Source organism: Serratia sp. CY43202 (assembly GCF_052168755.1).
Classification (GTDB): Bacteria; Pseudomonadota; Gammaproteobacteria; order Enterobacterales; family Enterobacteriaceae; genus Serratia; species Serratia bockelmannii.
This window is the reverse complement of record NZ_JBJNMB010000007.1, coordinates 219,195-231,536: the sequence shown is the minus strand read 5'-3', so window position 1 is coordinate 231,536 and position 12,342 is coordinate 219,195. Positions and strand designations below refer to the sequence as shown.

At 64.4% G+C, this 12,342-nt stretch carries 14 protein-coding genes; 5 read left to right on the top strand and 9 right to left on the bottom strand.

Annotation, left to right across the window (positions count from 1 at the left end):
- Positions 1 to 6: 6 nt before the first annotated feature.
- The gene (locus tag ACJ8J5_RS16490; RefSeq protein WP_025302051.1) at positions 7 to 1,461 is read right to left on the bottom strand and encodes an MFS transporter; all 1,455 of its coding nucleotides are present in this window, start codon (positions 1,459 to 1,461) and stop codon (positions 7 to 9) included.
- Positions 1,462 to 1,564: 103 nt separating this feature from the next.
- Between ACJ8J5_RS16490 and ACJ8J5_RS16485 the strand changes: the two genes are divergently transcribed.
- The 4 genes from ACJ8J5_RS16485 (at position 1,565) to ACJ8J5_RS16470 (ending at position 4,203) form a co-directional block, all read left to right on the top strand.
- Positions 1,565 to 2,218 carry a helix-turn-helix transcriptional regulator gene (locus ACJ8J5_RS16485; protein ID WP_025302050.1) on the top strand — a complete coding sequence of 218 codons (654 nt, stop codon included), beginning with the start codon at positions 1,565 to 1,567 and terminating at the stop codon, positions 2,216 to 2,218.
- Between the two features lie 176 nt (positions 2,219 to 2,394).
- Positions 2,395 to 2,889 carry a DUF2878 domain-containing protein gene (locus ACJ8J5_RS16480; protein WP_025302049.1) on the top strand — a complete coding sequence of 165 codons (495 nt, stop codon included), beginning with the start codon at positions 2,395 to 2,397 and terminating at the stop codon, positions 2,887 to 2,889.
- A 110-nt stretch (positions 2,890 to 2,999) separates the two neighbouring features.
- Complete coding sequence (gene yedA / locus ACJ8J5_RS16475; protein WP_025302048.1) at positions 3,000 to 3,923, top strand: drug/metabolite exporter YedA; 924 nt, start codon at positions 3,000 to 3,002, stop codon at positions 3,921 to 3,923.
- Positions 3,924 to 4,026: 103 nt separating this feature from the next.
- On the top strand, positions 4,027 to 4,203 hold the full coding sequence (locus ACJ8J5_RS16470) for a hypothetical protein (protein ID WP_162837922.1): 177 nt from the start codon (positions 4,027 to 4,029) through the stop codon (positions 4,201 to 4,203).
- On the opposite strand, the gene ACJ8J5_RS16465 is transcribed toward ACJ8J5_RS16470, so the two are convergent.
- The gene (locus ACJ8J5_RS16465) at positions 4,191 to 5,102 is read right to left on the bottom strand and encodes a LysR family transcriptional regulator (RefSeq protein ID WP_043137014.1); all 912 of its coding nucleotides are present in this window, start codon (positions 5,100 to 5,102) and stop codon (positions 4,191 to 4,193) included. The genes ACJ8J5_RS16470 and ACJ8J5_RS16465 overlap by 13 nt on opposite strands.
- A gap of 134 nt (positions 5,103 to 5,236) precedes the next feature.
- Between ACJ8J5_RS16465 and ACJ8J5_RS16460 the strand changes: the two genes are divergently transcribed.
- Positions 5,237 to 5,956, top strand: coding sequence for an SDR family oxidoreductase (locus ACJ8J5_RS16460; protein WP_025302046.1), 720 nt, complete (start codon positions 5,237 to 5,239; stop codon positions 5,954 to 5,956).
- Positions 5,957 to 5,962: 6 nt separating this feature from the next.
- On the opposite strand, the gene ACJ8J5_RS16455 is transcribed toward ACJ8J5_RS16460, so the two are convergent.
- From ACJ8J5_RS16455 to ACJ8J5_RS16425, 7 genes are all read right to left on the bottom strand, one after another.
- The gene (locus tag ACJ8J5_RS16455; protein WP_414104895.1) at positions 5,963 to 6,724 is read right to left on the bottom strand and encodes a phosphate/phosphite/phosphonate ABC transporter substrate-binding protein; all 762 of its coding nucleotides are present in this window, start codon (positions 6,722 to 6,724) and stop codon (positions 5,963 to 5,965) included.
- A 28-nt stretch (positions 6,725 to 6,752) separates the two neighbouring features.
- The gene (locus tag ACJ8J5_RS16450) at positions 6,753 to 7,526 is read right to left on the bottom strand and encodes an ABC transporter permease (protein ID WP_060432689.1); all 774 of its coding nucleotides are present in this window, start codon (positions 7,524 to 7,526) and stop codon (positions 6,753 to 6,755) included.
- A complete protein-coding gene (locus ACJ8J5_RS16445; protein ID WP_089195657.1) occupies positions 7,523 to 8,458 on the bottom strand; it encodes an ABC transporter ATP-binding protein in 936 nt (311 codons plus the stop codon). The genes ACJ8J5_RS16450 and ACJ8J5_RS16445 overlap by 4 nt, the downstream gene beginning before the upstream one ends.
- Positions 8,455 to 9,615 (bottom strand): ABC transporter permease, encoded by a 1,161-nt coding sequence (locus tag ACJ8J5_RS16440; RefSeq protein WP_099816760.1) that lies wholly within the window; start codon positions 9,613 to 9,615, stop codon positions 8,455 to 8,457. Before ACJ8J5_RS16440 ends, ACJ8J5_RS16445 begins: the two co-directional genes overlap by 4 nt.
- Positions 9,616 to 9,676: 61 nt before the next feature.
- The gene (gene osmF / locus ACJ8J5_RS16435) at positions 9,677 to 10,606 is read right to left on the bottom strand and encodes a glycine betaine ABC transporter substrate-binding protein OsmF (RefSeq protein ID WP_060432686.1); all 930 of its coding nucleotides are present in this window, start codon (positions 10,604 to 10,606) and stop codon (positions 9,677 to 9,679) included.
- Positions 10,607 to 10,646: 40 nt separating this feature from the next.
- On the bottom strand, positions 10,647 to 11,678 hold the full coding sequence (locus ACJ8J5_RS16430; protein ID WP_038629055.1) for a fatty acid desaturase: 1,032 nt from the start codon (positions 11,676 to 11,678) through the stop codon (positions 10,647 to 10,649).
- Between the two features lie 89 nt (positions 11,679 to 11,767).
- Entirely contained in the window at positions 11,768 to 12,244 is a 477-nt protein-coding gene (locus ACJ8J5_RS16425) for an OsmC family protein (protein WP_049295238.1), read from the bottom strand.
- Positions 12,245 to 12,342: the final 98 nt, after the last annotated feature.

Below are 12,342 nucleotides of genomic sequence, written 5' to 3'. Positions count from 1 at the left end.
GGCATTCTAGCACTCGCGCGAGGGCGGGTTTTGTACAAAATTGCCCGTCTCGGCCCCCGGCGGCGCGATCGCCGCGCAGCGCCAGGCGCTGAATACCGCCAGCAGCGGCGCCAGCGCGAACGCCAGGAACAGCCAACGCGCCGCCGATGCCGCGCCCGTCGCGCCACCCGGATCGTTCAGCCCCGCCAGGTTGGCGATCATCCCGGCCAGCGCCGCACCGAATGCGGTGGCGAACAGCTGCACCGTGGTAATTGAAGCGCCGGCGATATCTTTGTCCGCTTCAGGTGCCACCTGCAAAATGCGCGTCAGCAGGTGCGGCCAACCGAAGCCGATGCCGAATCCCACCAGCAACAGCGCAATGACGATCGGCGCCAACGCCTGCCAGTGGCCGCCGGACGGCATCGGCATCAGGATCGCCAGCGCCAGCAAGCCCACCAGCACGAACAGCGGCCCGCTGACGATCGCCCGGCGAATGCCCGCTCCGCGCCAACCGGAGCTGAGGATCTCGGACAACGTCCAACCGGCGGCCATAGCGGCGGCGATATAGCCGGAGATCAGCGGCGACTGGCCGTGCAGCAGCTGCAGGAAATAAGGCACGAAGATTTCGCTGGTCATGCCGATCACCAGCAACGCGGTCGTGATGTACAACGCCGCCAGCGATGAGCCGCGCCGCAGTGCGCCGTGCGGCAACAGGCGGGCGCGCGAGTGCGCTTCGCGCTTCAGCAACCAGGCCATCAGCACCAGCGAGAGCGCGATGCCCGCCAGGTTGATCCAGGCACTGTGCGCCAGGCTGCCGGCGGACACCACCAGCACCGCCACGGTCAGCAACAGCAGCTGTGCGGTCGGCAACGGTGCGGCCGCCTGCTGCGCTTTGCCCTTGGGCAGGATCAGGAAGGTAAACGCGGCGTACAGCGCCATGATCGGCAGCAGAATGCCGAAGGCCCAGCGCCAGGCGTTCAGTTCGGCGAAAATACCGCCTACCGCCGGCCCCACCAGGGTGGCGATGCCCCACATCGCCGAGATGAGCGCCATGGCGCGCGGCCACAGCCGCTGCTCGAATACCAGATTGATCATCGCGTAGGAGAGCGCAAAGATCAGCCCGCCACCAAAGCCCTGCACCGTGCGGCCGATCAGCATCACCGGCATGCTCGGCGCCAGCGCGCACAGCGCCGCCCCGGCGATGAAGAACAGCGAAGCCACCAGATAGGCGCTGCGCGCACCGTAGCCGCTGAGCAAGCGGGCCGACAGCGCGGAGCCGAGGATAGACGCCACCACGAACAGCGTGGTGTTCCAGGCATAGAGATCCAGCCCGCCGATATCCTGCACCACCGAGGGCAAGATGGTGGTGGCGACCAGAATATTGATGGCATGCAGCGCCACGCCGAGCGAGAGCGCGATCGCACTGGCCGCATTTTTGCCAGAGAAAAGGTCGCTCCAGCGGCTATCGTCATGGGTTATCACGGTTGTCGTCCTGTTTTCAGAGGAATGGCATTGAGTTGATCATAAGATTGCGTTAAATTTAACAAGAGTTATCTTGGAATAAGTTAGGGCGAGGCGGAGAAATATGTCAAGAATAAACTTGGAAAATAGCGGAAAGACCGCACAATCGGTCAGTGACCGCTTGCTGACGCTATTGAAAACCCGCGGCCCGCAGCAAGCTTCTGACGCAGGAAAGGTGCTCGGCACCACCGGTGAGGCGGCCCGCCAGCAGTTCGTCAAGCTGGCGAAAGAGGGGCTGGTCGAAGCGGTGGCGGAAACGCGCGGCGTAGGCCGCCCGGTACAGCTGTGGCATTTGACCTCGGCCGGCAATGCACGCTTTCCCGATACCCATGCGGACCTGACGGTTCAGCTGCTGCGCACCGTGCGCGACAAGCTGGGCGAACAGGCGCTCGACGTGCTGATCGAAACCCGCGAGCAGGAAAACCGCATCAACTACAAGCAGGCGATGATTGGCGCCGCCGATCTGCAGGAGCGCGTGGCGCGCCTGACCGAGATCCGCTGTCGCGAAGGGTATATGGCCGAATGGCGCCAGGAGGAGGACGGTGCCTATCTGCTGGTGGAAAACCACTGCCCGATCTGCGCCGCTGCCACCGTCTGCCAGGGCTTCTGCCGGGCGGAGCTGAGTATCTTCACCGAAGTGCTGCAGGCGCAGGTGGAGCGCGCCGAACACATTCTGGCCGGCTCGCGCCGCTGCGCCTACCGGATTTCGCTCCTGTAACACCGGTTTTTGCCCACGTTTTCAACCGGTACAGATTATTCTGCTTGTGCACCCCACACCTTCCCTTCTAAGGTTGAATTAACGAACATTCAGGCAAACAGCGGGCCTCGCGCCCGCTTGGCAAATCCGTCGGCGCTAAGCGCGCAGCGGCAGAGTAACCCCACGGGAGTTGAACGATGAAGAAGCCGCATGCCGGATTCTGGCTGGCGACGCTGGGACTGGGCGTTTGCTGGCTGCTGGCGCTGCTGACTCGCGATCGGCTCAACGGCCTACTGCTGGCCGGCGCGGCGCTGGCGCTGATCTTTACCCCTGCCACCCGCCGTAAGGGCGCGGCTCTGGCTGCCCTGGGCGGTATCGGCATGGATGGGCTATGGAGCTACAGCGGCGTGCTGCACTACAGCGGGCAACACGGCCTGCCGCTCTGGACCCTCGCGCTGTGGATCGGCTTCGGCTGCTGGTGGTATTGGCTGCTGGACGTGGTCAGAGCGGCGCCCTGGCCGCTGGCGGTGCTGGGCGCCGCCGTCGGTCCTTTCGCCTACGCCGTCTCCTGGAAGCTGGGCGTGTTACTGCCCGGCGTGCCGCCGGAGTTCATGCTGCTGTTGCTGGCCGTCGGCTGGTCGATTTACCTGCCGGCCGTCAGTTGGCTGCAGTGGAAGCGGCGGAACAGCTGAACGGCTTGCGGCAGTCGGGAAAAATAATGCCGAAAGCCATTGCTTATCGGTTGCCCAATCGGGTTTACTGAGCGTTCTAATAATAATCATCCCTGCAAAAACACATCCCTATGCTTAGCCAACAAAGCCGTAGCGTCCTGCCGTTGATCGGGGCGTTGTTCACGTTATATATCGTTTGGGGTTCCACCTATTTCGTCATTCGCCTCGGCGTCGCGCAGTGGCCGCCGCTGATGATGGCCGGGATTCGCTTTCTGATTGCCGGCATCGTGCTGTTCAGTTTCCTGGCCTGGCGCGGCCACGCGCTGCCGACGCCGAAGCAGTGGCTGGCCGCCGGCGCCATTGGCATTCTGTTGCTGGCGGTAGGCAACGGCCTGGTGACGGTGGCGGAACACCAACATGTGCCGTCCGGCATCGCCGCGGTGATGGTGGCGACGGTGCCGCTGTTCACCCTCTGCTTCAGCCTGCTGTGGGGCATGCGTAACACCAAACTGGAATGGGCCGGTATTGCGCTCGGGTTAGTGGGCATCGTGCTGCTCAACACCGGCAACAACCTGGTGGGCAACCCGACCGGCGCGCTGTTGATCTTGCTGGCGTCGGCCAGTTGGGCCTTTGGCTCGGTATTGGGATCGCGCATCTCGCTGCCGGCCGGGCCGATGGCCGGCGCGGCGGAGATGCTGGTCGCCGGCGTGGTGTTATTGGTCGCCAGCCGGCTGAGCGGCGAGCACCTGGCTCAGATGCCGAGCACCGGCGGCTTTCTGGCGCTCGGGTACTTGATTGTCTTCGGCTCGATGCTGGCGATCAGCGCCTATATGTTCTTGTTGAAGAATGTGCGCCCGGCGGTCGCCACCAGCTATGCCTACGTCAACCCGGTGGTGGCGGTGCTGCTCGGCATCGGCTTTGCCGGCGAATCGCTGGCGCCGCGCGAGTGGCTGGCGCTGGTGATCATCGTGGCGGCGGTGGTGCTGGTGACGCTGGGAAAATACCTGTTCGCCCGCCCGGCCAACGTACAGGCCATCGACTGCGAACGGCGGTGATCACAAAGGGCGGTCTGCGGGCCGCCGTTAAAAACGATTCTTGTTTCACCCGGCGAAGGGGCTATAATTCCCGCTGTTCCAAGCAACCTGCGAAATTATTCCTATGCTGAAAAAAGCGTTCCTCATCGTCATCGCCCTGTGCGCCTTCGGTTCTCTGGGCGGCGTATTCCTCGCCGGGCTGAACATCTACACCCGTTCCACCACCCCGCATGAAGAAAGCGCGCCTGCCGGGGATACCGCCGCCACGCCGGCGCAAACCGAAACCCTTCAGGCCAAGTGATCGTCCATCCAACGCTGACAGCGCTGCTGTAAAAAGCGCTGCAGCTGCCTGACGCGTTCCGACACCTGCGAGCGATGCGGGCAGACCAGATTGATCGGCACCGCGTCGCTGCGCCATTCCGGCAACAGCTGCACCAGCCGCCCGGCGCGAATGTCGGCCACCACGTCGATCGCCGACTTGCGCACCACCCCGTGGCCAGCCAGCGCCCAGCGCCGCGCCACCTCGCCATCATCGGTAAAATAGCTGCCGTTCAACGGCACTTCGATCAGTTCCTCACCGCGCCATAGCCGCCATTCCACCTGTCGTTTGCCGCTGGGCTGATACACCAGAATGCTGTGCCGAACCAGATCGGCCGGCGTTTGCGGCGCGCCATGCCGCCGCAGGTAATCGGGGCTGGCGCAGATCAGCCGCCGGTGCTGCGGCAAAATGGGCAGCGCCACCAGCGAAGAGTCGGCCAACGGCCCGAAACGGAGCGCCACATCCACCGGTTCGCGAAACAGATCGGCCTGCCGATCGTTGATCAGGAGCTGCAGCTGAATATGCGGGTGCTGCAGGCGGAACTCATCCAGCCAGCAGAGCAGCAAATTGCGGCCAAAATCCGACGGCGCGGAAATCTGCAGTACCCCGGACAGCCCCTGATGCTTCTCGCGGATCGCCTGCTCTCCTTCGGCCAACGCGCCCAGCGCCAGGCGCGCGCTGTCGAGATAGCGGGCGCCCTCCTCCGTCAACCTCAGGCTGCGGGTGGAACGCACCAGCAGCCGCGCGCCCAGCTGCTGCTCCAGCCTTTTCACCGCGATGCTGGCCGCCGCCGGCGTCATGTCCAGCGAGCGCGCCGCGGCGGAAAAACTGCCGCCGTCCACCGTGCGGACAAACACCTCGAGATCGACAAATGAGGTCATGTATTTCCCCTCTTTTTAGCCCAATCAATTATTAATATTAATTTACAAGTGTTTGCTATTAGGCGGGCTTTTTTCCTCATTTTCAATCAGGAAAGATAGATCCCGTTGAAACTTACCTAAAAAGAGGCCTTAACATGACGATTCCCGACTCCCCCCTGAAACGACAAAAGCTGGTGATCCTGGGCGGCACCAGCGGCATTGGCGCCGCGGTGGCCTACGCGGCGGCGGCGCGCGGCGCTGAAGTGGTGCTGGCTTCGCGTCGCCTTCCCCACGCCGGGGAGAAAAACGACGCGCTGCATCTGATGCAGGCCGATCTGACCGATGAAGCATCACTGCATGCGCTGTTTGCCGCCGTCGGCGCTTTCGACCATCTGGTGATCACCGCCGGGCCGTTGGTGGACGCGAAACCGCTGGCGGAGACTGCCTTTGAGCAGGCGCAGGCCGACTTCAACGTCAAATTCTGGGGCAGTTTGCGCGCGGTGCAGGCGGCGCTGCCGACGCTGGCGCCGCAGGGCTCCATCACCCTGACCTCCGGCCAGCTGTCGCGTAAATACCTTGGCGGTCAGTTGATCAAAACCGGCATCAACGCCGCGCTGGAAGCGGTCGGCAAACAGTTGGCGAAGGAGCTGGCGCCGCGGCGGGTGAACGTGGTCAGCCCCGGCATCACCGCCACCGAAGCCTACGACGGCATGAGCGCCGCGCAGCGTCAGGCGCTGTTCGAGCGCGTAAGCGGCAGCCTGCCGGTCGGCCGGATCGGCCAGGCGGCCGACGTCGCGGCGGGTTACCTGCTGGCGATGGAGAACGGTTTCGTCACCGGCAGCGTGATCGACATCGACGGCGGCGGCCTGCTGTAACGGCGGCTAGAGCGCCGTCACGCCCTGTGCGGCGGCCTGCTGCTCCAGCACGGTGATAATCTGGTAAGCCGAGCGCGGCACCAGGCTGAAATCGCCGATCAGCAGGCGGTCGCTGACCGCCTCATCCAGCATCGCTCGGGCGCCGGCGCGCAGGATGTCCACCTGTTCCGGTGGCGTGCCGGCTGCGGTGATCAGCGGCAAACCGGGCACCGCCGCCGTGCGGCCGATGATTTTCAGCCCCTCCAGCGCCTGTGGCTGCGCGCGGCGCAGCAGTTCCATGCTGATGGAATCGATGGCGGCGATATCCGCCTGCCCGCTGCGGATCAGCTTCAGCGACTGGTAATGCGCCCCGGAGGCGATAGCCGCACCGAAGAATTTCCCGTCCTGCGCCAGCGGCGCGATCAGCGCGCGCAAGCCGTTGTAGCCGGACTGGGAATCGGTGCTGTTATACGCCGCCGTTCGGCCGCGAAAATCCGCCAGCCGTTCGCCGGGGTCGCCCGCGCGCACCACCAGCCAGCTGCGGTAATTTGGCCCGTCGCACCCTTCCACCCGATAATGATAGGTTCCGATCAGCTGCACCTGCGGCAGGCTGCTGACCAACGGATAACCGCAGGTTTGGCTGAGCAAGAGATCCTCGCGCCGCCAATGCTGCGCCAGATCGTCCGGCCAGCTAAGCCGTTCCGGCGCCGCCGGCAACCCCAGCCGCAGCAGCTTGCCGCGCAAGACCTGCCAGAAGGATTCGGCCTGCTCCCGGCCAACGCCGTACATCGGTAGAGACACCTGCATCATTTCCCCCTTACCCCGCCGGAGTGGCCGCCAGCGTCTGCTGGCGCCAGGCGGTGAGATAACGCACCCAACGTTCGAACAGCATATCGGTGATAATAGCCAACAACGCCACGACCGCCGCGCCCTGGATCACATAGGCGGTGTTAAACCCGCTCAGGCCGATGATGATCGGCGAACCGAGCGTTTTGGTGCCGACGGTGGAAGCGATGGCCGCCGTACCGATGTTAATGATCACCGACGTGCGGATCCCGGCGACAATCACCGGCGCCGCCAGCGGCAGTTCAACCCGCCACAGAATTTGCCAGGCGCTCATCCCCACGCCGCGGGCGATCTCGCGCGTGGCGGGCGGTACCGATTCGATGCCCGCCAGCGTGCCCTGCAGGATCGGCAGCAGGCCGTACAGCACCAACGCAATGATCGCCGGCTGCTCGCTGAAGCCCATCACCGGCACCGCTACCGCCAGCACCGCCACCGGCGGGAAGGTCTGCCCCACCGCCACTACCGTTTCCACCAGCGAACGAAACTCCCGGCCGCTGCGTCGGGTCACAGCGACGCCCGCCGCCACGCCGATTACCACCGCGATCAGGCTGGAGATCGCCACCAGCGACAGGTGCGCCCCCACCAGCGCGATAAAGCTGTCCTGCTGATAAATGGGCCGCTCCAAATCAGGGAACCAGGCGGCGAACAGGCCGCGCAGATGATCCATGCCGAACACCAGCGCCAACAGCAGCGCCAACGTCCAGGGCAGCGGATCGCGCAGCAGGCGCCCGATGCGCCCGCTCATGACAGCGCCTGCCCGGCGATCAGATCGTGGAAGTGCAGAACCCCCAACGCTTCGCCCCGTTCATCCACCACCGGCAGGCAGTCGCTGCCGCGCGCCACAAACACCGACAGCGCCTCGCGCAGGCTCATGGCGGCGGCGATCGGCTCGCCCCCAGCGACGCCGGGCCGCACCCGCTCCGCCACCGTACCCAGCGACAGCAGCTTGATGCCGCGATCGCTGCGCCCGAAGAAATCGCGCACGAAGTCGTTGGCCGGGGCGGTCAACAGCGCCAGCGGCGTGCCCTGTTGCACCACGCGCCCCTGATCGAGCAGCACCAGGCGATCCGCCAGGCCCAGCGCCTCGTCGATGTCGTGCGTCACCAGCACGATGGTGCGGCCGGAGAGCTGATGAATGCGGGCGATCTCCGCCTGCAGCGCCGCGCGGGTGACCGGATCCAGCGCGCCGAACGGTTCGTCCATCAGCAACACCTCGGGATCGGCGGCCAGCGCGCGCGCCACCCCCACCCGCTGCTGTTGCCCGCCGGACAGCTGGTGCGGATAGCGGCGGCGAAACAGATCCGGCTCCAGATGCAACAGCTCCAGCAACTCGGTAACCCGATCGCGAATGCGCGCGCGCGGCCATTTCAGCAGTTGCGGCACGGTGGCGATGTTCTCCTCCACCGTCCAGTGCGGGAACAGGCCGATCGACTGGATCGCATAGCCCATGCGTCGCCGCAGATCCTGCGGCTTGAACGACTGGATCTCTTCGCCGGCAAAGAGGATCTTGCCCCGATCGTGTTCGATCAGGCGATTGATCATTTTTAACGTCGTGGACTTGCCAGAACCCGAGGTGCCGATCAACACGGTGAATTCGCCCTCGGCGATGTGTAGCGTGAGATCGTCGACCGCCGGCTTGCCCTGAAAAATTTTGCTGACTTGCTCAAAGTGAATCATCGGCGCGATACGTCCAGGATTGAAACCCAAAATTTAAACAGCGAATCGACGATGACCGCCATCATGACCACCGGGATCACCCCCAGCAGAACCAGATCCAGCGCGCTGCTGAGCAGCCCCTGAAACACGATGGCGCCAAAACCGCCGGCGCCGATCAACGCCGCCACCACCGCCATGCCGACGGTTTGCACCGCCAGGATGCGCACGCCGGTCAGGAACAGCGGCAGCGCCAACGGCAGCTGCACGCGCAGGAAGATCTGTCCGCGCGTCAGCCCCATGCCGGTGGCGGATTCGATCACCCCGGCCGGCACGCTCTGCAGCCCCGCCACCACGCTGCGCACCAGCGGCAACAGCGCGTACAGCACCAGCGCCACAATCGCCGGCGCCATGCCGATGCCGCTGACGCCGTGCTCCGCCAGCCAGGGCACCGCCGCCGCCAGCCCCGCCAGCGGCGCAATCAGCAGGCCGAACAGCGCGATGGAAGGCACGGTCTGGATAATGTTCAGCGCGGAAAAAATCGGCCTCTGCCAGCGCTCGGAGCGAAAACACAGCACCCCGAGCGGCACGCCGATCGCCAGCGCCGGGGCCATCGTCGCCAGCAGAATGGTCAGGTGCTGCAACAGCGCGGCGTCAAACACCTCCTGACGATTGTGGTACTCCTTCAGCAGCGACAGCTGATCGAGCTGATGCCCGAACAGCAGCAGCGCCGGCGGCACCAGCACCAGCGCGTTGCCCAGCATGCGCCACAGGTGCGACGCGGTGAGGCGCGCCATGGCGTCGGCCGCGATCAGCAGGCTCAGCGCCATCGTCAGCCAGCAGCCGCTGCCCCAAGAGGTGCGCGCCAGGCGCGACCCCTCCTGCGCCAGGCGTTCGGCGGCCTGCCCACTGATCCAGAAGGCCAGCGTCAACACCCCGCAGGCGGCCAGCGCCGCCAGCAGCGCCCGTCCCCGCGTCGGCGGCAACAGGCTGAGGCTCGCCAATGCCGCCAGCGGCAACAGCAGCCACAGCGCCGGGCCGTGCAGCAGGGAGAACAAGGAGAGGCTTTTGCCCGACAACAGGCGATTGGGGGCATAACTGAGGAACGGCAGGCCGAACGCGGCCAGCAGCAACAGCATGAACAGCGTCAACAAGACGCGATGTTTTACGGCGATAGTCAAAGAAACGCTCCGGCTCTCTCGGTTAACCCCCTCTCCCGACGGCAGAGGGGGCACCTCGGCATTATCCCTTAACAAACCCTTTCTCTTTCAGGTAAGCGGCCGCCACCTGTTTGGCGTCCTGGCCTTCCACGGCGATCTGCGCGTTGAGTTTTTGCAGCGTGGGCCCGTCCAGCGAGGCGAACACCGGCTTCAGCAGCTCAGGTAGATTGGCGTGCGCTTTCAGCGCCGCTTCGCGCACGATCGGCGCCGGCGCGTAGATCGGCTGTACGCCTTTCGGGTCCGCCAAGGTCTGCAACCCCAGCGCCGCTACCGGGCCATCGGTGCCGTAGGCCATCGCCGCGTTGACGCCGGAGGTCTGCTCCGCCGCCGCCTTGATGGTCACCGCCGTATCACCGCCGGCCAGGGACAGCAGCTGATCCTGATTCAGTTTGAAACCGTAGGCACTCTGGAACGCCGGCAGCGCATCCGGCCGTTCGATAAATTCCGCCGAGGCCGCCAGCTTGAACTTGCCGCCACCGTTGATCCACTTGCCGAGATCCGACAGCGTTTTCAGATGATTGGCCTCCGCCACGTCCTGGCGAATAGCGATGGTCCAGGTGTTGTTGGCCGGCGCCGCGTCCAGCCAGACGATTTTGTTTTTGTCGTAGTCGAGCTGTTTCACTTTCTCGAAGCCGGCCTGGGCGTTCTTCCACGCCGGATCTTTCTCATCGGAGAAGAAAAACGCGCCGTTGCCGGTGTACTCCGGGTAGATGTCGATCTCACCGGAGGTGATGGCGCCGCGCAGCACCTTGGTGGTACCGAGCTGCAGCTTGTTGGTGGTCTTGATGCCGTTGGCTTCCAGCACCTGCACGATGAGGTTGCCGAGCAGCGAACCTTCGGTATCGATCTTGGAGCCGACGCGCACCGAGTCGGCCGCCTGCGCCAGGCCGCCGGTGGCCAGCAGAGCCAGCGCGACGGCAAAGGAACGTCCGCGTGATAAGGTGATTGCCATACTTTTCCTCTGGTTGTACGTTTTCCGGCTCATGGGCCAGTTAGGTTGGAAAATCCTGAGAAACGCGCTTCCAGCGCGCAATAAATTTTTCCGTCGGCAGGGCATCGCCTCCCCCCTGCGGTTCACCGGCGCGCAACGGATGCACGCCGACGTCGATCGGCGTCAGGGCGTAATCGCGCAGCCACTCGCCGTAGCCTTGCGCGACAAATCCCTGACTGCGCCGCTGATACGCCTCGCGCTCCGCCAGATAGACTTCGCGCAAACCATACCAGGGCAGGCCGGGCAGATCGTGATGCACTAAATGGTAGTTCAAATTGAGAAACAACAGCCGCCACGGCCAGCCCGCCTCATTAATAATAGAACGTGCCTGCGGTGCGTCCACGGCGCGATGCTCAAAAAACGATCTCACCTTGGTCAGCGCCAACGCCGGATAGCTGATGGCCAACAGGTAAAACGCCGTGCCGATACCCTGCATCTGCAACCAGTGCAGCAGTACCGCCAACAGCGACAGGTGCGCTAACCACCTCGCCCAGGCGCGCCACTCCCCTCCGGCGAGCGCTTTCACCGCCCCGGCCAGGGTCGCGGCAATATCCAGCGCCGGGCCGAGGAGCACCCGGCCGATCAGCGTATTGCGCACGGCGGCCAACAGCGGCAACAGGCGGGGATAACGCCGCCACTGCGCGGCGCTGAAGTAATAGCTTTCGGGATCTTCGTGCGGATCGGTCAGGTGGTCGTTGCGGTGGTGGCGCAGATGCGAATCGCGATACAGCCCATAGGGATACCACACCGCCAGCGGCAACAGGCCGAACAGCTGATTGACGCGCGGCCAGCGCGTCGGGTGGCCGTGGATCAGCTCGTGTTGCAACGACAGGTACCAGGTGGTCAGGAGGATCAGCAGCGGTGCGCCAAGCCACGGGCCCAGCGCCTGCCAAGAATACGCCACGCCGAACCAGCCGCCGTACACCGCCGCCATGATCCCCCAGGTGGGCAGCTCCAGCCGCCAATGCCGGCGCCGATAAAGCTGCCTGATTCGTTCGCGCTGTTCGGGGTGCAAATAGTGGGCGTGGGACATGCTGCGGCTCGCGGTAAGAGATTTTCTCTCAGTATCCGTGAGCCGTTGCGGCGTTCAAAATAACGAAAATGGCAAAGCTAAGTGAAAATTCAGCGGGTTGCGTACGCGGCATGCGGCTCACACGCCACCGGGAAATTCACCGAGTTGGCGATAAAGCACAGGTGATGCGCCTTCTCGTGAAGCTGTTGCGCCAGCTGCAGATCGTCGCCATCGCGCACCGTGACCTGCGGCCGCAGCGTCACCGAGGTGAAAAAGCCGCCGCGCGCGGCGTCTTCGCGCATCACGCCCACGGCATCGTCCTGATAGGCCAGCACCGAAATCCCCGAGGTGGCGCACAGATGCAGGTACCATAATTTGTGGCAAGCGCTGAGCGATGCCACCAGCAAATCCTCCGGATTCCAGCGCGTCGCGTCACCGCGGAAGGCCGGATCGGCTGAGCCGGCGATATCTGCCTTGCCCACGGCGCCGATCAGGTGATCGCGTCCATAAGCGCGATAATCTTCCGTGCCTGCGCCCAGATTCCCCTGCCAGGTCACCGAGACCTGATAATGATGCTCGCCTTTCATGTCTTTTGCTCCCGTTGGCCGGCCAATGAAAAATTGTCTGGGTGCATGCCCGGAGAACACTATTGGCGGAAAAGCGTGAATACGCAAACGGCGAAACA